18 protein-coding genes and 1 tRNA gene are annotated in these 21,658 nt (G+C 55.9%); 12 read left to right on the top strand and 7 right to left on the bottom strand.

The window, feature by feature from the left end:
- The first annotated feature begins 116 nt into the window (after positions 1-116).
- Positions 117-2,102 (top strand): BglG family transcription antiterminator, encoded by a 1,986-nt coding sequence (locus CORGL_RS06005; protein WP_041738652.1) that lies wholly within the window; start codon positions 117-119, stop codon positions 2,100-2,102.
- A gap of 513 nt (positions 2,103-2,615) precedes the next feature.
- Here CORGL_RS06005 and CORGL_RS06015 read toward each other — a convergent pair.
- Complete coding sequence (locus CORGL_RS06015) at positions 2,616-2,900, bottom strand: PTS sugar transporter subunit IIB (protein WP_013709024.1); 285 nt, start codon at positions 2,898-2,900, stop codon at positions 2,616-2,618.
- Between the two features lie 240 nt (positions 2,901-3,140).
- On the opposite strand from CORGL_RS06015, the gene CORGL_RS09675 reads away from it, so the two are divergent.
- Entirely contained in the window at positions 3,141-3,833 is a 693-nt protein-coding gene (locus CORGL_RS09675; protein WP_013709025.1) for a hypothetical protein, read from the top strand.
- On the opposite strand, the gene CORGL_RS06025 is transcribed toward CORGL_RS09675, so the two are convergent.
- A tRNA-Leu gene (locus tag CORGL_RS06025) sits at positions 3,831-3,912 on the bottom strand. The genes CORGL_RS09675 and CORGL_RS06025 overlap by 3 nt on opposite strands.
- A 142-nt stretch (positions 3,913-4,054) precedes the next feature.
- Between CORGL_RS06025 and CORGL_RS09430 the strand changes: the two genes are divergently transcribed.
- Positions 4,055-5,494: a tyrosine-protein kinase domain-containing protein gene (locus tag CORGL_RS09430; protein ID WP_013709026.1), complete on the top strand. Its 1,440-nt coding sequence runs from the start codon at positions 4,055-4,057 to the stop codon at positions 5,492-5,494.
- Between the two features lie 111 nt (positions 5,495-5,605).
- Here CORGL_RS09430 and CORGL_RS06035 read toward each other — a convergent pair whose 3' ends face one another.
- Both CORGL_RS06035 and CORGL_RS06040 read right to left on the bottom strand, forming a co-directional pair.
- Entirely contained in the window at positions 5,606-5,824 is a 219-nt protein-coding gene (locus CORGL_RS06035) for a helix-turn-helix domain-containing protein (protein WP_013709027.1), read from the bottom strand.
- A 529-nt stretch (positions 5,825-6,353) separates the two neighbouring features.
- Positions 6,354-6,572 (bottom strand): helix-turn-helix domain-containing protein, encoded by a 219-nt coding sequence (locus tag CORGL_RS06040; RefSeq protein ID WP_013709029.1) that lies wholly within the window; start codon positions 6,570-6,572, stop codon positions 6,354-6,356.
- Positions 6,573-7,013: 441 nt separating this feature from the next.
- Here CORGL_RS06040 and CORGL_RS06045 point away from each other — a divergent pair, with 441 nt between their 5' ends.
- The 7 genes from CORGL_RS06045 (at position 7,014) to CORGL_RS06070 (ending at position 13,604) form a co-directional block, all read left to right on the top strand.
- The gene (locus CORGL_RS06045; protein WP_013709030.1) at positions 7,014-7,238 is read left to right on the top strand and encodes a ChbG/HpnK family deacetylase; all 225 of its coding nucleotides are present in this window, start codon (positions 7,014-7,016) and stop codon (positions 7,236-7,238) included.
- Positions 7,239-7,249: 11 nt separating this feature from the next.
- The gene (locus CORGL_RS10090; protein WP_245526888.1) at positions 7,250-7,444 is read left to right on the top strand and encodes a hypothetical protein; all 195 of its coding nucleotides are present in this window, start codon (positions 7,250-7,252) and stop codon (positions 7,442-7,444) included.
- 18 nt (positions 7,445-7,462) lie between these two features.
- The gene (locus tag CORGL_RS06050; protein WP_280985035.1) at positions 7,463-8,890 is read left to right on the top strand and encodes a PTS transporter subunit EIIC; all 1,428 of its coding nucleotides are present in this window, start codon (positions 7,463-7,465) and stop codon (positions 8,888-8,890) included.
- Positions 8,891-8,924: 34 nt separating this feature from the next.
- Entirely contained in the window at positions 8,925-10,289 is a 1,365-nt protein-coding gene (locus tag CORGL_RS06055; RefSeq protein WP_013709031.1) for a family 4 glycosyl hydrolase, read from the top strand.
- A gap of 140 nt (positions 10,290-10,429) precedes the next feature.
- Complete coding sequence (locus CORGL_RS06060; RefSeq protein ID WP_013709032.1) at positions 10,430-11,359, top strand: carbohydrate kinase family protein; 930 nt, start codon at positions 10,430-10,432, stop codon at positions 11,357-11,359.
- 26 nt (positions 11,360-11,385) lie between these two features.
- Positions 11,386-12,396 (top strand): ADP-ribosylglycohydrolase family protein, encoded by a 1,011-nt coding sequence (locus tag CORGL_RS06065; protein WP_013709033.1) that lies wholly within the window; start codon positions 11,386-11,388, stop codon positions 12,394-12,396.
- Positions 12,396-13,604, top strand: a complete 1,209-nt coding sequence (locus CORGL_RS06070; protein ID WP_013709034.1) for an MFS transporter — start codon at positions 12,396-12,398, stop codon at positions 13,602-13,604. Before CORGL_RS06065 ends, CORGL_RS06070 begins: the two co-directional genes overlap by 1 nt.
- A 1,982-nt stretch (positions 13,605-15,586) precedes the next feature.
- On the opposite strand, the gene CORGL_RS09685 is transcribed toward CORGL_RS06070, so the two are convergent.
- The 3 genes from CORGL_RS09685 to CORGL_RS06080 are packed head-to-tail and all read right to left on the bottom strand — an operon-like array spanning position 15,587 to position 19,181.
- On the bottom strand, positions 15,587-16,561 hold the full coding sequence (locus CORGL_RS09685; RefSeq protein WP_013709035.1) for a Coenzyme F420 hydrogenase/dehydrogenase, beta subunit C-terminal domain: 975 nt from the start codon (positions 16,559-16,561) through the stop codon (positions 15,587-15,589).
- 6 nt (positions 16,562-16,567) lie between these two features.
- Positions 16,568-18,127, bottom strand: coding sequence for a polysaccharide biosynthesis protein (locus CORGL_RS06075; RefSeq protein ID WP_172633548.1), 1,560 nt, complete (start codon positions 18,125-18,127; stop codon positions 16,568-16,570).
- Complete coding sequence (locus CORGL_RS06080; RefSeq protein ID WP_013709037.1) at positions 18,075-19,181, bottom strand: polysaccharide pyruvyl transferase family protein; 1,107 nt, start codon at positions 19,179-19,181, stop codon at positions 18,075-18,077. The genes CORGL_RS06075 and CORGL_RS06080 overlap by 53 nt, the downstream gene beginning before the upstream one ends.
- A gap of 318 nt (positions 19,182-19,499) precedes the next feature.
- Here CORGL_RS06080 and CORGL_RS09825 point away from each other — a divergent pair, with 318 nt between their 5' ends.
- Entirely contained in the window at positions 19,500-20,177 is a 678-nt protein-coding gene (locus CORGL_RS09825; RefSeq protein ID WP_041738658.1) for a hypothetical protein, read from the top strand.
- Between the two features lie 68 nt (positions 20,178-20,245).
- Entirely contained in the window at positions 20,246-20,986 is a 741-nt protein-coding gene (locus tag CORGL_RS09830) for a hypothetical protein (protein ID WP_172633549.1), read from the top strand.
- Positions 20,987-21,658 lie beyond the last annotated feature (672 nt).

The raw sequence follows: 21,658 nt of genomic DNA on the forward strand, positions 1-21,658 counted from the left end.
GATCCCGCGCCCGACCCTATTGTCAGACGCGGTTGATAATCAGACGGATCGTTGTTCAGGCAGAAGCGAGCGTCGTACACCGATCGCCGAGCAAAAGACAGATCGGCAACCTCGACATGGGAAGGGATGGATGCACCGTGCTTTCCGAGAGAGAACAACAGCTGCTGCGCGCACTGCTCGAAAGCGCTGGTCCTCTGAGCGCCCGCGCGCTCGCCTCGAGGCTCGACGTCTCGATTCGTACGGTCAAGGCCTGCGTGCAGAAGATCAACGCCAAGGTGCCAGGTTGCATCGGATCGAACAGAAGTGGGTATCATCCCGATCCTGATCTCGCAAGCGCTCTGATCGATGCGCAAAGATCCGATGACGTGCCGCAGAACAGCCGGGAGCGCATCGTGTTTCTGTTGCGACGACTCCTGTTCGCGAACCGCTCGCTGAACGTCTTCGATCTATGCGAGGAGCTCTTTGTCAGTCTGACCACGATGAAAACTGATCTCAGCCGCGTGCGACATCGGATCGCGCCGTTCAGGCTCGATCTCGTGCAACACGACAACCAACTGAGTCTCGAGGGCCTTGAAAAGGACAAGCGTCGGCTGGGGAGCGATCTGCTCTACAGCGAGACAAGTGTGAACTTCCTCGACCTCAGCACCATCGAGCAAGCGTTCCCCGATATCGATGCCGGCTACATCAGCGCATGCGTCCGCGAAACGCTGGACGAGTATCGCCGTTTCGCGAATGACTATTCGGTTGTGAACCTTGTGCTGCACATCGCCATCACCATCGAGCGCATTCGCTCCGGCAACAGTCTCAGCGGGATGCGATGGATCGAAGACGACAGGAGCGTTGCAGATGCCGGCAGCGTCGGTTCGAGGGACCCGGAGAGCTCGGGCGCGGGCGACCGCGAACTCGCGCTCGCGATCACGGGCCGGCTCGCCGAGCACTTCGGCATCGCCTTCTCCTCCGTCGAGGTCTACGAGCTTTCTCTTTTGCTAGCGTCGCGCACCACCTTGCTTGATTATCGGACGGCAACCAAGGACGACATCGAACACTTCATCGGCTCGGAATGTCTGGCGCTGGTGAGGGAGATGATCTCGGATCTGAGCGGCTACTATGGCATCGATTTGTCCGAACACGAGTTCTTCGTGCGCTTCGCCCTGCACATTAAGAATCTGCTGCTGCGCGCAAAGTCGGGCGGTCTGAGCAAGAACCCGCTCACCCAGCAGATACGTTCGATGTGCCCGCTGCTCTACGACACGGCGGTCGCCGAGGCGTGCCTCATCAAGATGCGCACCGCTCTGGAGATCAATGACGACGAGATCGCCTACATCGCGTTTCACTTGGGAAGCGCACTCGAGACTCAAAAGCAGCTCACCAACAAGGTCAAAGCGGTCCTGTACTGCCCGTCGTACTATGATCTCGACAAGAAGGTGATGCTGTTCCTCGATCGTCACTTCGAGGCAGTTCTGCTCATCACAAATATCGTCACAGAGGAAGAGGACCTCGCGCACCTGAGCGCCGTCGATCTGCTCATCGCGACCGTACCCGTCAAGGTGTACTCTGGCGCTCCCATCTACAGGGTCAACATCTTTCCCACGGATCACGACGCCGAGGAGATCCGGCGCATCGTCGAGGAGCTGAAGCATCGCAAACGCAGAGGCGAGATCAGGGGCAATCTCGAACGGCTCATGTTCGCCGAGCTGTTCGAGATCAACGAAGACCGTATGACGCGCGATGAAGTCATCCACCGCATGGTCAACAGGTTGCGGGCGCGCGATTGGGTCGGTGAGGATTTCGAAGAGCGCGTGTGGGAGCGCGAAGCGCTCTCTTCGACGTCCCTCTCGTCATTCGCCCTACCCCATCCGGTCCGTCTGTGCTCCAAGCGCAGCAGCATCTCGGTGATGGTCTCGCACACGCCGATCGACTGGAACGGCGAGTACGTTCGCCTGGTGATGATGCTGTCCTTCAACCGCAGGGACCGAGCCGCGTTCTACGAGCTGTTCGATCCCCTGGTCTGCGTGCTCTCCGACCCTCAACAGGTGCTCGCGCTCTCCCGATGCGAGAACTACGAGGAGTTCATCTCGAGATTGTGCGACATGATGGAATGAGCCCGCGGCAGAGTCCGTTCGCGGGCGGCGCTACCAACATACCGAGCACCTCGATGAGGCAGCCGGGGAAAGGAGCGTCACCTTTGGGGATCTTCCTTGAAATTCTGCAGGCGGTATTTTACACGCTGAGCATCTTTCGGCTCGCGCCGAAGGCTGCGCGGAACTATAAGCGATGGCGGATGGAGTTGCGCGGTAAGAGATAGGGGCCAGAAGCACCTGGCCCCTACAAACGAAAGTGTAGCGCCGCCCGCACCAGACTGCGGGCTTTGCTGCTTTTCGCGTTATACCGCGACACCGCAGTCGCGTCGAGCGAATCGTTCGAAAAGGACGGCATAAAGTTGTTGAGTCGAATCGCAAAGTCAACGCAACGCGTAGCCCTGAGTCAGGGAGAATCCTTCCCGTCAGGGTCGAATCCGCGGCCCAGACGAGAAGGGAAGAGATGAGATGCCGACGAAGGGAAAGGGATGCGAAAGAGGGTCCCGCGCGAGCACCACAAAGACGCATCCAAAGCGGCTACCCGGCGAGCGCCGCCAGGATATCCCGCTCGGCTGAGGCGCGGCCCATGCCGGTGAGAAAGGGGACGCCGTTCACGTAGGGGCACTCGATGCCTTCGGGGGCCACAGTGGTGGCGATCAACAGGTCCGCACCGGCGCACTGGCTTTTCGCCTCGGCGATCTCGCATTGCACGATCGAATAGAGCCCCTCATAGCCGTTTTTGTCCAGCAGCTCGCTGATCTTGCCGGCCACGACGGTCGATGTCGCCACGCCCGCACCGCATGCCAAAATGATCTTTTTCATATCACGGATCTCCTTTCGAGAAAACACCGCCTCCTAGTGTATCTCGTGCGACCTCTCGTGTGGCGCAAAACGCCAAAGTCTCCGCACGATCCTGTCGCGTTGGCGCGCCGCGAAGCATCCTCAGCTTTCGGAAGGGGCGCGAACATGGTAGGTTAAAGAGATCGGTTCGCATCGGAGCTCTCGAGCGCCGCGCCCGAGAGCTGCGCGCGACGCAGAGGCTGAGACAGGAAGGGACGTCCCATGGACACCAGGGCTATCTCCTACGTGCTGATCGCCATCATGGCGGCAGCTTGGATCATCGGTGGGATCTTGAAGCGCGCGACATTCGGTCGCTTGAGGCGCCTGCTCGCCGCTGGCGACTTCGACGGGTTCGAAGCCCTTGTGAGCAGCCGCCTTGCGCGGTTGCTGTATCCCCCGTACAACCTCAGCTACATGCGCCTCAATGCCAGCCTCATGCAAGATGACTTCGCCGCAGCCGACAAGCAGTTCCAGGAGATGCTCTCGCGCCGCCTGGGGCGAGCGCAGCGCACCGATCTGGTCCTCAAAGCCTTCAACTTCTACCTCGCCCGCGAGAAGAAGGCGCGAAGCGAAGAGCTTCTCGAGGAGATCCAAGGGTGGGGCGACAGATACGACGCGGTGAAGCGGGAGTGCCGTCAGATGCATGAGATCGTGAACCTGAACAGCTCCTCGTATATCGAGGAGATGGAAGGCGAGCTCGCGGACGTCCAAGGCGCCAAGCGAGGCCGCTTGGAGTACCTGCTCGCGCTTCAGTATGGGAACAAGGGCGATATGAGCAGGCGCGACGAGTATCTGAAGCGAGCCGAGAGCGACTCGTTCGCGCCAAAGGCTGAAGCTGGCGAGAAGGCAGACGATCGCGACGCAGGAGATGCGGTGGGCCCGAAGGAGACCGCCGCGCGGAATCGCATGCGGTAGGGGCGGTGGGGTTCGAACCCACAAGCCTTGCGGCGAGGGATTTTAAGTCCCTTGCGTATGCCAATTCCGCCACGCCCCCACGTAAAGAAGAAGTGTAGCACGACCGGATTGGCGCTTCACGCGCGATATCTGTGGGCGAACGGGCAACTTGGTGCTAAAATGCGATGCGCTCGGTACTTAATCACTCTCCCGGGGCTCGATGCGCAGATGGAGCGGAACACATGACATTACGTGATCTTGCTGGACTCATACGTAAGCGGCTGTGGATCATCATATTGCTGACCGCGACCATCACCGGCATGGCCGGGATCTACTGCTCGGTGTTCGTGCGCGACCAGTACAAGGCGGCGACGACACTTTATATCTTGGTCTCTGACGATTCCTCGAACAAGACGAACCTTTCGACCGCATTCGGGGTCAGCGAGCGCATCGCCGAGGATGTGTCGCAGCTCGTCAAGAGCCAGCGCGTGCAGGATCAAGCCGCCAAGGCGCTCGGGATGCCCTCACTTGACGGATACGAGACATCAGTCGTCAGCGACAAGAACTCGCTCGTGCTCCAGATCGCCGTGACCGGGCCGAGCGCGGAGAGCACCTCATATGTCGCCAACGCTCTGGCCGCCGCCGTCGCAGATGTCTCGCACGAGTTCATGGGCGTCTACAGCGTGAAGGTGGTCGACAAGGCCCCCGTTCCCATGGAGCCGACCGGAATGAGCAAGACCAAGTTCATCGCCGAGGCGTTTGTCGGGGCCCTGCTCGCATCGACGGCGCTCATTGCGCTTCCCGCTCTGCTGGACGATCGCATCCGCAACATCGAGACCGCAGAGCAGGTATCTGATTTGCCAGTGCTCGGTACGATCGCAGACGTCACCGATGTGCACACGCCCCCGCGGGATGTTTCGGAGGCGCGGGCGCTCTTGACCGCAGCCATCGAAGAGGATGCGGAGAACGTCGCTGCTGCAAGCCCTGTGCCAGGGCAGGAGTGCGAAGCGCTCGAGTCGGCGCGCACCGTTCTGGCGAATCTGGCGTTTCTGAAGATCGGAGATCCGATTCGCTCCATTACGGTCACGTCCGCCGCCGATCAAGAGGGAAGCCCCGATGTGGCTCTGTTGGTCGCCAAGGCCGCTGCATCCGATGGTCGCAAAGTCCTGCTGGTGGAATGCGACTTCAGAAACAGACCCCTGTTCGATCTGATCGGAGCTCACTCGCGCGAAGGACTCAGAAGCGTCCTGTCGCAATGCTGCTCGCTGGTGCAGGCGGTATGCGATATCGGACACGAGAACGTGTTCTTCCTCGATGCTGAGACGGGTGTCCCCAACCCCACCGAGCTCATCTCCTCGGAACGCTTCAAAGCGCTGCACGATATCTTGTCAGAGCACTTCTCATACATCGTGTACAACGCACCGCGACTCGGTCCGTTCGCCGATGCGGCGATTCTGTCCGCGCTTTCCGATGCGGCGCTGCTGGTCGTTCGCAACGGCGTCACCCGTGCTGGTGAGCTTGAAAAGGGCTCCGGGCAGCTGCGCAAGGCCGGCCCCCCCGTCGCGGGTATCGCCTACAACCGCACCAAGGTCTCGCAGGCCGAGCACGACCAAATCCGCCGTAAGAAGCTGTCCCAGATCGCCCACCGCGGAAAGCAGACCGATAAGGCAACCGCATCCTGAGACGAAGCGGTACCGAGTCATTGACGCGTCGAGGATCCATAGTGGGCATATTTAAACTAGGACCCGCAACCACGTTGAGCGTTTTGAGTTCGTTGAGAAAACGCAGGCGCGCTACAGACCTTCAAAAAGCTCTTGCAGCGAGACACCCAGTCCCTGCGATATGCGCGCGAGCATCTGCAGTGTGGCGCTGTGCTTGCCCTGCTCAATAGTCGCAAAGTATGAGCGATCGATACCGATCTGGCAGGCGAAGCCGTTCTGACTCAGACCGGTTCGCTTCTTGCGCAGGCATCGTATCCTCGCGCCGATTTGTTGGTCTACAGAATCGCTCATGATGCAATTCTGAAAGTTTTGGTAAATTATTACAAAGGTATATATACCGTAATTGATATCTACATATCAATTGCTTCGGTTTTCCTGCAACCAACGGCGAGCCTGAAACACGTTGAATCAGCAGTTTGCTGTTTCTGCTGACGCGCGCTTCAATCATAGAAGCCAGTCGATATCTATATGGTTTCCGTCTGATTTCTGTTATCTGCACTGGCTTGATGCGATCAAAATGTCCCTCAATCTAAATCCCAACGAGTTTAAAATATATTTAGAATAAAGGTATATATACCGTTGTAACTACTCAAGTTCATGCCGTAGTATCCAAATAGTGCTCAGAGCTCATAGGTTTTCTAGGGCCGGAATGGCCAACTTTCAGCTTGCAGCAGCTACCGCAACGGGTCCGGAACCGTACCAGTATCAGCTGAGGGAAAAAGCTGAAAACAGCAATGGAGAAGACGGGGGTAAGGATCTATGCTACGCCGACGCCAAGGTGCAATACAGCTGACCAGCTATGAACGAGGGCTGAAACCCTCTATAGATCTTTCAGAAGCTCGGAAAGAGAGACCCGGAGTCCGGAGGCGATCTTTTTCAACATCAAAAATGTCGGGTTATGCCTACCTTGCTCGATCGCCGCGTAATACGTTTCGTCGATTGCGCATTTGCGAGCAAAGGCATCCTGCGTCATGCCGATCCGCGTCTTGCGAAGGCTTTTGATTCGCGCTCCCAGTTGTTTCTGCAGTATTTTATCCATACGAATACTGTGATGGAGACCGTTAGTTTTACAAGCGGTAAAGATACCGTAGTTATGATAATTTCAGAAAGACCGGACAGAATGTATCCTTGCAGGCGACGGTTTGAATGCAGTTAAAAGCATCGATATCTGATGGTACAGTCCGTAGCGGTCGCATCGGACGAAACCAATTAACGGGTACGAGTCGTTAACAAACTTGATAGACCTATCAGCCTTGTCTTGTCCCTCAGCTGCGCATCAAACATTGAATTCACAGTGTTCTGTTCTCTTGAACAGGAATGGTCACTTGCTTTATATACGGTATATATACCATAGTTGAACATCTTGATTGACCGTTTATTCATATTCAACCGAACGCATCTCTCAAGTTCCAGCCCATTATCGCGCGCGCGACAACAACCGTACACCAGAGTCCACCACTCCAAGCAGAACGGAGATATCATGCCGCTTCTCATCATCAATGCAGACGATTTCGGCTATAGCGCCGGAATCAACCACGGCATCCTCGACGCGTTCACCGAGGGCATCCTCACCTCGGCGACGCTGATGGCCAACATGCCCGGGTTCGATATGGCCGCAGATATGGCCAGAGCCAATCCCGATCTCAAGGCCCGCGTCCGCGCGATTTGCTGCCTGCGCGGGCAAGCGATGAGAACTCAGATGTGAGGGGAGGTTTCATGAGTATGAAAGCTGCTGGCTCACGCGCGCGCTTTGATGCGCACGGCGAAGTCATGGCGAAGTTTCAACGCTTCGGCGGCGCGATGCTGACGCCGGTTCTGTTTTTCATCTTCTCGGGCATCGTTGTCGCGATAACCTCTGTGCTGACGAATCCCATACTCATCGGGTCGATCGCTAGCGAAGGCACCGTTTGAAACCGAGCGTGGACCGTTATCAATCAGGGCGGCTGGACCGTCTTCAACAACATGGAAATCCTATTTGCCGTCGGCCTTGCGCTCGGACTCGCCAACGAAGCGCGCGGGCGCGCGGCACTCGAGGCGCTCGTTTTGTACATGACCTTCAACGTCTTCGTATCGAGCATACTGGCCGGATTCGGGTCGACGTTCGGCGTCGATCTGGATGCGGCGGATGCTCTGGGCATCAAGGCGATCTGCGGCATCAGAACCCTCGACACGGGCTTTCTCGGGGCCCTGCTCGTCTCAGCGGTCATCGTCTGGGTCCATAACCGCTGCTTCAGAAGGCGGCTGCCCGAGTGGCTCGGCATCTTCCAGGGATCCGCGCTGGTGGGAGCCGCGGGCTTTCCCGTCATGCTCGCGCTGGCGCTCGCATTCTGCGCCATATGGCCGACGGTCCAGGCGGCTATCAGCTCGCTGCAGTTTTTCATGTCCCATGCGGGGCTGCTGGGCGTATGGATCTACACGTTCCTCGAGAAAGCGCTGCTGCCCACCGGTTTGCATCATTTCATCAGCGCGCCGTTCGAGTACGGACCCGCCATCGTGGAGGGTGGCACCATCCCCTACTGGATGCGTCACATGAACGAATTCGCAGCGTCCACCCAGCCGCTGAGCATCCTGTTCCCGCAGGGCGGCTTCTCGCTGCAGGGTCTGTCTAACTTCTTCGGTGTGCCGGGCATCGCGCTGGCCTTCTTTGCGACTGCGCGCAAGGGGAACCGACAAAGGGTGCTCGCCCTGTGCGTGCCCGGTGTGATTACCTCGGTGCTGTGCGGCATCACCGAGCCGTTCGATTACACCTTCTTGTTTCTCGCGCCGGTGCTGTTCTTCGTGCACGCGTTTCTCGCCGCGACGTTCGCGACGATCGAGTTCGCCTGCGGCGTGTCCGGCGACATGGGCTCGGGGTTGATCGCTATATCCGCCAAGAACTTCATTCCGATGTGGCAGAACCACTGGATGGCGTTCGCAATCATGTTCGCGATCGGGGCGGTCTCGATCCTGACGTATTTTCTCGTGTTCAGGTTTTTGATCCTGAGATTCGGCTTCAACACGCCCGGCCGCAGCAACACCGTCCGGATGTTCGGCAAGAGCGATGTTCACAGCCGAATCGCCGAGAAAGCCGATGGTGAAACGTCCTGCAGCAAAGAAGCCGCCGGCTATCTCGCGGCGCTGGGCGGTGCGAAAAACATCCGCTCCTGCGCGAACTGCATGACGCGCCTTCGGGTGACCGTAGCCGACGAAAACCTGGTGCTGGCCGATGAGGCGTTCACGGCATGCGGAGCAAAGGGGGTGGTGCGCAACGGCAAGGCGATACAGGTGATTATCGGGCTGGCGGTACCGCAGGTGAAGGAGGCGTTCTCGAAGCTCGCAGATGTGAGAGGAGGTGATGCCGAGCCGCAGAACGATTAGAGGCTTGAAATCATCCAGAGAGAGGAATCAGATTATGAAACTGACGGTTATCGGCGGCGGCGGGGTTCGTTCACCACTGCTCGCCAAGAGCCTGGCGCGGCGCGCGGGCGAGCTCGGGATCACCGAGCTGGTGTTCATGGACACCGATGCGGAGAAGCTGCGCATCTACGGGGGCATCGCCAGGCACGTCGCCGGGCTGCTGAGCCCGGATCTCGAGATGCGGCTCACCGGCGACGCGATCGAGGCGGTGCGCGACGCCGACTACGTGATCACCACCATACGCGTGGGCGGCGACCACATGCGCGTCCGCGACGAGCGCATCGCGCTGTCGCGCAACGTGCTCGGTCAGGAGACGACCGGGGCGGCCGGCGTCTCCTTCGCGATGCGCTCGGTGCCCGCGCTCGCTGGCTACTGCGAGCTCATACGCGAGCACGCCAAACCGGGTGCGAAGGTCTTCAACTTCACGAACCCCGCAGGCGTCGTCTCGCAGGCGCTGCGCGACATGGGATATGATTTCGCCTATGGCGTCTGTGACGCTCCCACCGGCATGCTGCGCACGATCGCAGCGATGCTCGGCGTGGATTCGAGCGCCATCTCAGGGGAGTGCTACGGTCTCAACCACCTTTCCTTCTTTTCCTCGGTGCTGCTCGACGGCCGCGAGATCCTGCCGGAGCTGCTGGCCGACGAGCGCACCTACCGCGAGACGGACATGAGGTACTTCGAACCCGAGCTCGCGCGGCGACGCGGCACTCTGCTCAACGAGTACCTGTACTACTTCTACTACCGCGAACGCGCGGTTGAGAACATCCTGCGCGCCGGCATCACGCGCGGCGAGCAGATCGAGGAGGTCAACCGGCACATGACCGGGGAGCTGCGCGGTCTTGACATGGATCGAAACTTCGACGAGGCACTGGCGATCTATAATAGATGGCACGGTCGCCGCAGCAATATGTACATGGCTAACGAGAGCGGCGTTCGCCGCACCGAGCCGTGGAAGTTCGATATATACGGTGCCGATGAGGGCGGCTACGCCGGCGTGGCGCTGCGCTACATCGAGATCGAGCGCTCGGGCAGCACCAGGTCGATGATTCTGTGCGCCCCGAACGCCGGTGCCATCCCAGGCCTTGCCGATGACGATGTGGTAGAGGTGACCTGCGACGTCTCGAAAGAGGGCTGCGCGCCGCACCGCTTCGCCGAGGTGGATATAGAGCCAGGAAACCTAGAACTTATCCGACGGGTGAAATACTACGAGCGGCTGGCCGCCCGCGGCATCATCAGCCGCTCGGAGGACGACATCGTGGAGTGTCTGAGCATGCACCCGCTCGTGGGTTCCTACTCCATCGCCAAGGATCTGGCGCAGCACTACATCGAGCTGAACGCGGAGTACTGGGGACGGTAGATCCTACCTGCTGGCATGAGACAAGCGGGCGAGGCACCAGCTCGTCGGCACCTCGCCCGCCTCTCCCCCGCCAGCCTTTGAAGCCATATCCATCGGCAACATGAGAATCGCCTAAGACAAGATCTGAAAGGGGTTTGAACATGAACATCCTCGGGGTCTGCAGCATCGCTGTGGATACGATCTGCCAAGTTGACCATCTGCCGATCAAAGACAGCTTCTGCAACGTTCTCTCATCTGAACGGTTGCAGGGCGGCAGCGGCACCAACGTGCTCGTGCAGGCGGCCAAGCTCGGCGCTTCCACCGGCGTGATCACGCAGGTGGCGCAAGACGCCGACAGCGACTGGATCATGGATAACCTGGCGCGCCGCGGTATAGACAGCAGAGGAGTGGTTCGGCGACCCGGTGAATTCGATGCGCCGAGCTGTCTGATTTATGTCGATCCTCACGGCGAGAAGATGCTCGTCGTCTCCCGTGAACACCGTCTTCCTCCCTTGGAGGAGGAGCGCGCCGACCTCTCTCTGATCGAGGAAGCGGACATCGTCTATCTCGATCTCAATCCCGCAGAGTTGAACATGGCGGCAGCCCAGCGCGCTCACGCCGCCGGGAAAAAAGTCGTGATCAACTTTCAGGAGGATCTGGAGAGCATCCTATCTCAGGGCGTTGATCGGACGTTTCTCACCGATATCCTGGCGTACGTGGACGTGTTCGCTCCGTGCCAAGAGGCTATCAGGGCTCTGAGCGGCTCGGACGAGCTGTCAGGGCAGGTCGAGTTCATTCGCAGATACTATCCGGGGCTGATCGTCTTGACACTGGGCGCCCAAGGGGTGGTGGCCTACGACGAGCGAGATCGCGAGATCCGCATCCCGGCGGTTGCGATCGAGGCGCGAGACACCACCGGTGCCGGGGACTCCTTCATCGGCTCCTTCATGGTGAGCCATCTCGTCGAGCACATGGATCTCAAGGCCGCGCTGTGGTACTCCACCTGGTGCGCCGCCTATACCTGCTTGGATTTCGGAGCGCAGGCGTCACCGACAGCCGAGCAGGTGCAACGGTTCATGGAGAGCGTCTGATCACCGCCATGCGAGAGGAGCATGCAATGGATTCCATCTACAGAAAGACGCTGCATACGCTGCTGGGAATCGCCTATGGCGACGCCATGGGCATGCCGACGGAGGGCTGCACCCGACGCTTCATCCGGGAGCACTTCGGCACAGTGAACACGTATCTTCCCAGCCCTCAAGAGGGCTCGACGATTCGCCGGAGCTTCAACGCCGGCCAGGTGACCGACGACACGCAGCTGACCGTGTTCGTATGCGAGGCCCTGATTCGCGGCCGCGCTCACCTGAACGCCGAGAGCTTCGCTGCGCGCCTGATCGAATGGCTGGACACGGATCCCAGAAGCGCCGATGTGGTGGGCCCGAGCACGCTGCGGGCAGTCCGCGCCATACAGGGCGGCTCCAAACTGGAGGAGGCGGGTGCGCAGGGCACGACCAACGGCGCGGCGATGAAGATCGCGCCGGTCGGGCTCATCTGCTCCTGTCGGGATATGACGAGTCTGGTCGAGCAGGTGGCGCACATCTGCATGCCGACGCACAACACGCGAATCGCCATACAAGGAGCCGCAGCGGTCGCGACGACGGTGAGCTACTGCTTCGAGCACGACCGGATCGAGTGGGATGAGCTGCTCGCACTCATCGCAGCGGCGGCGGATGAGGCCGCCCGCTTCGGTGCGCAGACACCGAGCCCAGAGCTGATAGCGCGCGTTCGCTACGCTTGGCGGCTCGCCGAGAACGCGGACGAAAGCGAGTTTCTCGACGGACTCTCCGACTTTCTGGGCACCGGGCTGGAAACCGTCGAGACGGTGCCGGCCGCTCTTGCGATCGTGCGCAGATCGGCAGCGAGTCTCAAGGCGTCGGTGCACATCGCCGCCAACATCGGCGGCGACACCGACACGATCGGGGCGATATGCGGCGGCATCTGCGGAGCCTGCCGCTACGACATAACCGATGCCGAGGAGCGCTTCTTGTGCGATGCCAACGATATGGACTTCGACGGGCTGGCCTGCCGTATGGCGGAGCTGGTTCGCGAGACAAGGGGGTTTGAGTGATGCTTGCCAATCGATTCACGGGACGGGCGCGCACGATCATCGTCGCGGTGGGCGTGCTGCAGATCTACTTCGCCTGCATCGCAGCCAATGTCATGGATCCCGCTTTGCACGACCTGCAGCAGCTGTTCCCCGGCATCTCACATGAGCAGATAGCCTCGCTGATCACGATCCCGAATCTGGCGGCCATCCCCGCTTCGATCCTCTCCGGGGCGCTGACGGGACGTCGACTCAGATATCGAACCGTCCTCACGATGTCGTTTCTCCTCATCGTGGTCGGCGGGTCAGCGCCGCTGTTTCTGATGTCGTTTCAAACCGTCGTGTGCGCGCGCATGGTGCTGGGCTTCGGGTTGGGCCTGTTGTGGCCGCTTGGCAACGCGCTGATCATCGATCTGTTTCCCGGCGAGCGACGCGCGTACATGTTCGGCGTGGGCGAGGTGGTGAAGAACGTCTCCCTCATCATCCTGCAGATGATCGTAGGGCTGCTCGTCGGCGTGAGCGCCAAGATCAGCTGGAGCGCCTACCTCGTTTTACTGTTGAGCTTGGCGGCGCTGCTGCTGTGTTTGCCGGAACCCGAGATCAGGCCCGTCGCGGCGCAAACGCCTCTCGCGGCGGCCATCAGGCAGCTTCCGCGCAGGCTCTACGTCTTCATTTTGTTCTACTGCGTATGCATGATCGTGCAGACGATCTACCAGCTCAACATGTCGAGCATCATCGTCACCGAGGGCTTGGGCGATGCCACCACGGCTGCCACGGTGCTCTCCACCGCGACGCTGACCGCGATGTTCGCCGCGCTTTCGTTCGGCCTCATACAGAAGGTGCTGGGCGACTACACCATCACCTTCTGCGCCGGGGCGCTGGGGCTGGGGACGTTTTGCATCTCGCAAGCGGCGACGCTGCCGCCCATGTATGCCAGCGCGGTGATCGTCGGGATCGGACTGGGGACGATGTCGTCTTCCTTCTACGTCAAGATCGCCGAGTGCGCGAACAACGAGAACGCCGCGCTCGTCTCGGGCTTCCAAGTCGTGCTCGGCGGGTTGGGCGGTTATCTCCCCTCCTACTTTCTGGTGCTCGTCGCAGCTGTCTTCAACTCGCAGTCGCTGAGGCTGCCCATCGCCCTCGGCACGCTTCTGCTCGGCTCGGTCGCCGTGGGATTCGCGCTGTTCTACGCAGTCGCCCATCGGAGAGCTGCGGCGGCGGGTGGGGTGTGAGTTTTTTGCCGGTGGCCGAGCTTCTCGAGGCGAGGAGCACGGCCGCTATCGGACAACTGAGATTGTGAGATGTGGGTTGAGGAAATAGTCAATGCCCCATTTTCAATCAGTTTGCCAATCGGGTTTTAGCTGGATAAGTACTCGTTGTGGGACTACTGAAGAAAAAATATACAGTATCTTTTCAAATCTGAAAAGCTAACTTACAAAGCACGTTCTTGCGCCATCATTACAATCATTATTACTCTTGATTATGAGGCAAACGAATATGCCACATGCAATCGCGAGCAGATAGAAGTATTTACGTTTATTCCTACTTTTATTTATAACTGCTCAAGCGATTTTGTATAACCGAATTGATCAGAAGGTCAAACCATAGTTTTGATTATTAGCTCCGCTTTGCAACTCAGATACACTTCAATCACAATTCGGAAAAAAGCAATCTCATAATATTTAATTGATCCAACCGAATATGCATTGAATTCATCTTTTTTAAGCTCACACATTTTTTAAGGTCGTCTTAACTGTTTAGAAAAAACAAACATTGTGATGATGGAGTGCCTTGTTCCGTAAATCTCCTAAATGCTTTCTAATCAAATATAAGATTCCTACCGCTCAAAATGCAAATGGTTCTTTTAGAGCGAAAGAATCTTCACGACTGGTTGCATCGTAAAAATGCAAACTTTGGAGTATCGGTTTTTTTGTCGAGATATTGGATTGCCGGATACTGTTTTTGAAACAGGGTTTCTATTTATTAAATTTCAAGCTTTAGAAACGTTTTAAAGACTCAACGAATTCTTTGAAATTTGACACTCGGACTTGCATAAAATAGATGATGTTCGATCGGTACCGGCCTCGACGCGAAAGCCCGTCAACTCCATGCTGAATCGGGCCCTGGACACTTTGAAAAAAATGAGAATCTACTAGTCTGGTCCGACCGCGAATGCCATTATCGCTGGTCCGCTAGATAAAACTCACTGATGCCGGCAACCTCATGAGATCGATGTCGAAAAAGGAATGATCGCCTGACAATAGCATGTGCGAACGATTTATCGGCCGTTTGAAATTGGAATTTCTCTACGGCTGCAACAGGCAAGGCGTGTCGACAAAGGAGGTACGTCAATGCGCTCGACGAACATCTTCACTAGTACGATATAACGCGAATCAAGGAATCACTCGATTAAATGAGCCTGATGAGGTACAGAAAAAGTCCAAGCTATACAGCCGAGGCGATGTCCGAGGTTATGTCCACAGTCTCAACCGTATCGATGGGATTGCAATTCAAGTATTCTGCGGACTGATTTCGACACCTCACCTGTAAGCTTAACTTATTGCACTATATCAGGTATCCTTCTCGACATCAAGCAACTCTACGTTGTATCCATCCAGCAGTTGGACTACGTCTGCGATTAATCGACTCTAATCGAATACTTAAATTATGACGTAACCAAACGTGACCTCCAATTCCCAATAAGAGTACAGAATAATGGCAATACTCTGTTTGGTGTCTCGACTACCAACAGTGAAACTTGCTACAATAGAGCTGCTGCCCGTACAGGGCTTCATACTTCATCTCAAAAAATCATACGGCTTGTGTAGACCAAGGAGCTTCTGCCAAGAACGCGACATCAAAGGAAGAGCAGTCGTTGACAAGCTGTAGCTAAGCACCGAAGAAATATGAAATACGAGATGCTCACCTATGTACAGATTTAAACAGGCCTTTTCACCTGCAAGAAAAAGAGAAATTCATTACTCCGCTGCTCGAATACTGCTGATGGTAAGGTCGAGTTTAAATGCGCAAGTTCGCTCACAAGTTAAGCAACCAATGCAACAGCAACTGCTGACCTTTGGATATGCAAAGCCTTCAGAATCAACAACCATGAGGATCGCACTATTCGGGCAAATTGCCGCACACACTCCACAACCGCAGCAGTAATGCCTGTCTGAATCCAAATCGGGCAATCGAAAAGCATCTCTTTTTCCACTTAGCATTTACTCCCCCCTCTGTTTTTGATACGTCTTTTGATCTTTGACCCCATACGACGCCACAATGGTTTATTCGCATAATGTCTAACAAGCCATTCAAGGTCATGCATCTGAAAATCACGCCAGAACTTCGCTCTGTTTTTAGGTTCAGGAAAGTTGGTCACAAGAGATGGCTGTAGGCACTTTTCGATCGAAACCTTCCTAGCATCGAGCCTTGGACGAATTCTAGCAAAGATTCCATCCCCCTTTATTGAATTAATTAATACTAATGAAACCCCCCTATTATCATTAAATCCAGGTATCACATCATCGATACCCCAAAAATCCGCAATGCTCACATCGCCGACTCGTTTTGTGCTTTTGTAAGGGCAACAAAAACAAGAAAGCCGCACTACCTGATGGGCAAAATACAAATCCTTAAATGTTTCGGCACTGTGCGGCACTCCGTCAATAAAGACCGTCTCGTGGCATGATGCCCATCCAAATCGATACTTATCTCGAAAAACAACTGATTCGACAGAGCCGTCAAAACGTTGCTCCATGCACTTCAGGTAATCAGCCCACACAATCGGACTTGGTACACCATGACACACCAAGTCAACGCAAATTAGATTATCATCACTTAGTAGCTTAAAAGAAACATATGCTCTTACTGCAGCGACTTGGCAAGGTGTTCCGGAGAAGAGGACTGGAATCCCACTTTCAATATCCTTGGCTAAAAGGGTCCATATATTTGTAAGGTCACTCTGTATATATTTAGAGCCTCTCAAGCGATCGATCTCGTCGATGGAATTGATTCTAATATGCATAGCGCGGAACGTTTCGGTCAGCGCACAACCGTAAACCACTCCCCCTCGGTTCAAGATATCGCGAGCAAGTTCACTAAATACACCTCCGGACATCGACGCGGCACGAACCGTCTCGTCATTATTTTTTGCAGCAAATGCAATTGGATACGCAGAATCATCCAACACGGTAGATCACCTTTTCAAATTCTTCAGCCGAGCCAACAGCGCCGAGAACTCAACACGCTGGGTCAATCGGAGTACAGCGAGCGAAACAGCAGATCCCCAGAGAATGAGTAGCCCCAATTGTATTAACCATGAACTCCATGCACTGCACGGGGGCGACAACAGCTTATAGGGACTGTAAATCGTGGCAGCGACAATGCAACTGAGAAGCATCTTACACACTGTTTCCATTGGGCTAGTCCCAGTTATCTCGTGCGGTACGTAAAATAACAGATCAATGTCTCGGTAAAAGTTTGAGAGACAACAGCCCAACACAATTCCCTCCAATCCGAATAGGACCCCAAGTACAATGGTTCCTACTAGCAAAATAACCGCCTGTGCAGTTGTCTGCAGACGCGTCTTCCGATAATGGCCAGCAGCGATAACAAGGAGACCCTGCGGAGATTTAAGATGATAGAGAAAGACATTAAGCATTACGAGGGTTCCCAAGACTGGACGAACGTAATCTACATCTGCAACCCCTTTGGTATAGAGTCTAACGAATGGTACCACTAGTGCAGCGGCAGTCCCGCAACCGACACCGGCAACAAAGTAGAGAGCCGTCTGGAATTCAGCAAAAGTTTTCTTGAGGACACTTTTTTGACCTCTCGCAATAACATCACCAAAACTCGCTTGAGTCCCATTACAGAACGACGCTATCACGTTTTGCACACCATTTCCGACCAAAAGGTAAATCGAGTATATGCTCACCAGCTTAAGATCTTGCAACAAAAACGTAGCAACAAGGAGCGGTGCCCCTGACTGAACTGCACCTAATATTTGAAGGTAAAATGCATCCCAGTGTTGTTTTAAACTATACGTATTTTTTGACGAGAAGTTGACATGCGGATAGATTTTTTTTGTATATGAAACGAGGACGATAGCTCGTATAAATATTGCAGCAATTGCAAGTAAATAGACGGTCGCTACGGGCACGTTAAGAGAAGACATTACGATCACGGCTATAGTATAGAAGATTCTATATACGCTAGTTGCGATTTGTACTACCCAATTGCATTGGCCCGCAGTAAACAATACTTGATACTTTGCGAGGGTGAAAAAGTCCAAAAAACCCGTTGCGCCAAGGGAAACAACGAGTACCATTATTTCAGCTGGTTTGATCGTCTCTGTCTTCACAAGTAATGGATATATAATAGCAAGCGCAAAGATCAGCATAGTAAAAATCAAACCTGAACGATAGTAGAAACGCTTCGCCTCTGTAACGATAGCGTCCACGTTGCATTGGTCCCCTATCGCAAGGGGACCATATAGTGCGAATACTGCTGAAGCACCAATCCCTGCCTCAACAAGAGAGATGTAACTCACCATCTGTGTTAAAGAGTTCACTAGACCGTTCACCTCGGAGCCATATGCCCCAATAATGGCACGAGGGACAATAAAGCCAGAAAAAAGGTTGACGAGCATGAGTACCATTGACCAGAAGCTATTTTGAAGGAAAGATTGGGTTCTTGAAGCACTATTTGTCATCTTTGCAACCCAAATCATTAAGTGAAGATTCGAGAAGATCAAGTGAACGTTTGCGTAAGGTAGCGAGATGAGTATCGACGACGCTCCAATTAATCGGCTCCGCAGTCCCAGAAAACAGATGCTGAACACTTCTGTTTTTAATGCCTAGAGAGTCGAGAAGGTCATAGATACGGGAATTGGTGTTTGAGTTACCTACCTGCGTCGCAAAGTAGAAATCACGTTGATTGATAATTGAAAAGCAGACTCCATGAAAAGAGCTGACTACTGTCAGCGCCGCATTTTTGAAAAGGCCAAGATACTGTTCAGGTGAGACATTACGTACAGATTTGATCCCTTTTTTCCCCAAAAACTTACCTCCAAAAGTATTTTGTTGGATTCGAATGATTTGCTTTTTCGTTTGTTTTGCAATTAATCTAGCAGCAATGAAAGTAGTTTCGCTCTCTGAAATGTCATATACAAGTATGTAATCCTTCTTTTTAGCATATTGAGGCAGGCAAGCCATCGATGTCCAACTTTCAGGGTCTATGAGCAGAGTAGGATCGACAACAACTTGTAGACTCACAGCATGAGGGCATATACGAGAAAGAAAATCTGAGCACGTCTTCTCTCGAACCAAGAGCGATGAAAACCCACTAACAAGCTTTTTGAATTCAGGCATGTCATTAGGCAGCTCGCAAAATCCCATACTTACCGCATATGTTTTGCGTTTCGAAGAATCGTCTAGAAAATCAAGAAAATATGTTGGATCTGAACCGGTTATTATAGTATTCCAAACTTGATCACTCCCGACAACAATGTAATCAAACATCGCACAGATATCCTTGATCGTTTGACGATCACATTCTTCTGAAAAATTCATTCCAGATTTGAATTTTTCAAACTTTTTTGCCTTCGTGCGAGACAAGAGAAACTTAATATTATCTTTAACTGTTTCACCGAATACTAGGCGCTCTGCCAGCTCAATTTTTTTAGACCTATAATTTATAACGGTTGGAATAAATCCCATAGATGCAATAATTGAATAGAGCGCGTAGTTTTGTAATACTGCACCAAAATTTAACGTGTTTTGAAAAGTCAAAATACCGACTGATGACATCAACAGCTCCCTTGTAGAATGCAGACAACTTGTACAAAAACCTCTAAAAAATATCAAAAAAGTATGGCGGAGTCACACGGTCATTGCACCGGTCTTCGCTGATCGTATCTCATGCGGCGGACCCTCCCAGAAGCTCCGCGACCGCCTCGGCCGGCGTCCTCCATTCCAGTGTCTCCCCCGGCCTTCCGTTGAGCAGGTCCCGGGCCCAACTGAGCTCCTCGTCAGTGACGTCGGCGAACTCTGTATTTAGTCAACAGTTTTTGAGCAAAACGAGGTGGTGCCGATTTGTTGGACTGTATGCGAGGAGGTGCCATTTCCATGGCGCGCTACACGAGGGAGCAGAGGGAGAGGGCGCTCGACCTCTATGAGAGGTATGAGCTCGGTCCCGCGGACACCATCAGGGAGATCGGCTACCCGAGCCCTCAGTCGCTCAGGGTCTGGTACCGCGAGCGACTCGCTGAGAGAGCTTGCGGCATCGAGTCCGATCGCGGCCGCAGGTGGTCACGATACAGCGAGGAGCAGAGGCGCGCGGCGGTGGACCACTATCTCACGCACGGCAGACGCCTCGCCCGCACCATCCGCCATATGGGCTACCCCTGCCGCTCGCTGCTCGCCGACTGGGTGGACGAGCTCGCGGCAGGCGTGCGCTCGGTGCGCTCCGGCCCGGCTCCCGACGTCCTCAGACGCGACGGGCTCATCGCCGCATCCTCCGCCGCGACGACGCCGGCGCGGTTCGCCGAGAGGATCGGCGTCGAGGCGGCCCGCGCGGACGACCGGAGACGGAAGATGCTCGGCGACCGAGGAGAGGCGGCGGCGATGCCGGATGAGGAGACGCGGGCGGCCCCGCGCGACCGCGGGCGAGGGGCCGATCTCAGCCATGGGAAGGACGCCCTCGCCGATGAGATCGAGGAGCTGCGGCGCAGCGAGGAGGAGCTCCGCGCGCGCATCGAGGACATGCGGCTCGAACTCGCGGTGCCCGGGGCTCGGCCGAGATGATGAAAAAAGGCCGGGGTACCGCCCCCGAGAACCCGAGCGGCGCTGAGAGGGCGCGCCTCGAGCGCAGCGTGGCCGAAAGATACGGGATCCCCCGGGCGAGGGTCGGCCGGCGCGTCCACCTCGCGCGAAGCGGCTGCTGCTGCCAGATGAGAGCTCAAAGGCGCCGGGACGGGGATGCCGATCTGCTCGAGGTCGCGGGCGCCGCCTTCGAGGGGAGCCGGCGCCGCTGCGGCTGTCGGCGCGCTCGACCGGGCTCGGGAGCGCGGGCGCCCGTCGCGCTCGGCAGGAGGATCATGAGGCTCATGACCGGCAGCGGTCTCGCCGGCCTGCTCGGGCGCGCGCGCCGCCACGGCTCATATCGAGGCGAGATCACGGCGGCCCCGGGCAATCTCGTGCGCCGCGACTTCCACGCGGCCCGACCCGACCCGCTGTGGGTCACCGACATCACGGAGTTCAGGACGCCGGCGGGGAAGGTATGCCTGTCGCCCGTGGTGGACCGCGCGGACGGCCTGCCGGTCTGCCGGGCCCGCGGGCCCGGACCGAGCGCGGAGGTCGCGAGCGCCTCGCTCGAGCGCGCCTGCGCGACGAGGCGCCCCGAACGAGGCGCCGACGATCCGTCTGCGACCGGGGCCGCCGCTGCCGCTGGCCCGGATGGATCGCGATCTGCGAGCGCAACGGCTTCACGCGCTCGATGTCCACGAGGGGCGGCTCGCCCGACGACGCCGCGGCGGAGGGCCTTTTCGGCAGGGTCAAGCAGGACCTCTTCTGCAGAACGGACTTCCGGGGCGTCTCACTCGAGAGCTTCATGACCGCGCTCGACGAATATCTCCGCCGGCACCGCGACGAGCGCATCAAGACGAGGTTCGGAATGAGCATGATGGAGCGCGGGCGAGGGCTCGGGATCGCCGTCTGAGCTCCGTCCGTCTCGGGATGGGGATCGAGGAGAGGCGGCCGCGTCGAGGCCGGGAAGTGTCCAACAAAACGTCACCACCCACTACCGCTTAAAGCGGCAGCGCTCAACCTAGGTGATATCCTCTTGCACTTCGACCGCGAGGGAACTCAGAATGCGAAGTAATGAAAGCGCTGCGACAACGCAGGCACAAAGTAACATCAGAAACCTAGAAGTTACCTTTACAAACTACAAAGACGACCAACTTTCTTTACTCGACTCAATCTGTTGCATTAAGTAAAAAGGACATCAGCAGCATTGTGGTTATCTCTGAGCAGATATTAGCAAAATTCAAATTATATAAGGATATCCTTTTATCAAAAAAACTTGCACCGGTTTTTCCATAAACGTCTTGTGAGACGGCTAACCTAAACAACTTGTTCCTGAAACTGTCTCTCCAATACAATAAACACCCATCCATTTCGACCAAATTCTCAATTCCGCCTTGAGAACCCTTCTCTTAGACATACTGAGCCCCTCGTCTTCACCAAAACTTTCTTACGAACATTTCAAATCATGTCATACCCATTTT

The sequence above is a fragment of the Coriobacterium glomerans PW2 genome, from assembly GCF_000195315.1.
GTDB lineage: Bacteria > Actinomycetota > Coriobacteriia > Coriobacteriales > Coriobacteriaceae > Coriobacterium > Coriobacterium glomerans.

Coding starts and splice junctions, on each gene's coding strand:
- CORGL_RS06005 (WP_041738652.1), top strand. CDS start 117: ATGGGAAGGGATGGATGCACCGTGCTTTCCGAGAGAGAACAACAGCTG.
- CORGL_RS06015 (WP_013709024.1), bottom strand. CDS start 2,900: ATGAAAAAGATCATTTTGGCATGCGGTGCGGGCGTGGCGACATCGACC.
- CORGL_RS09675 (WP_013709025.1), top strand. CDS start 3,141: ATGGACACCAGGGCTATCTCCTACGTGCTGATCGCCATCATGGCGGCA.
- CORGL_RS09430 (WP_013709026.1), top strand. CDS start 4,055: ATGACATTACGTGATCTTGCTGGACTCATACGTAAGCGGCTGTGGATC.
- CORGL_RS06035 (WP_013709027.1), bottom strand. CDS start 5,824: ATGAGCGATTCTGTAGACCAACAAATCGGCGCGAGGATACGATGCCTG.
- CORGL_RS06040 (WP_013709029.1), bottom strand. CDS start 6,572: ATGGATAAAATACTGCAGAAACAACTGGGAGCGCGAATCAAAAGCCTT.
- CORGL_RS06045 (WP_013709030.1), top strand. CDS start 7,014: ATGCCGCTTCTCATCATCAATGCAGACGATTTCGGCTATAGCGCCGGA.
- CORGL_RS10090 (WP_245526888.1), top strand. CDS start 7,250: ATGAGTATGAAAGCTGCTGGCTCACGCGCGCGCTTTGATGCGCACGGC.
- CORGL_RS06055 (WP_013709031.1), top strand. CDS start 8,925: ATGAAACTGACGGTTATCGGCGGCGGCGGGGTTCGTTCACCACTGCTC.
- CORGL_RS06060 (WP_013709032.1), top strand. CDS start 10,430: ATGAACATCCTCGGGGTCTGCAGCATCGCTGTGGATACGATCTGCCAA.
- CORGL_RS06065 (WP_013709033.1), top strand. CDS start 11,386: ATGGATTCCATCTACAGAAAGACGCTGCATACGCTGCTGGGAATCGCC.
- CORGL_RS06070 (WP_013709034.1), top strand. CDS start 12,396: ATGCTTGCCAATCGATTCACGGGACGGGCGCGCACGATCATCGTCGCG.
- CORGL_RS06080 (WP_013709037.1), bottom strand. CDS start 19,181: ATGTCATCAGTCGGTATTTTGACTTTTCAAAACACGTTAAATTTTGGT.
- CORGL_RS09825 (WP_041738658.1), top strand. CDS start 19,500: ATGGCGCGCTACACGAGGGAGCAGAGGGAGAGGGCGCTCGACCTCTAT.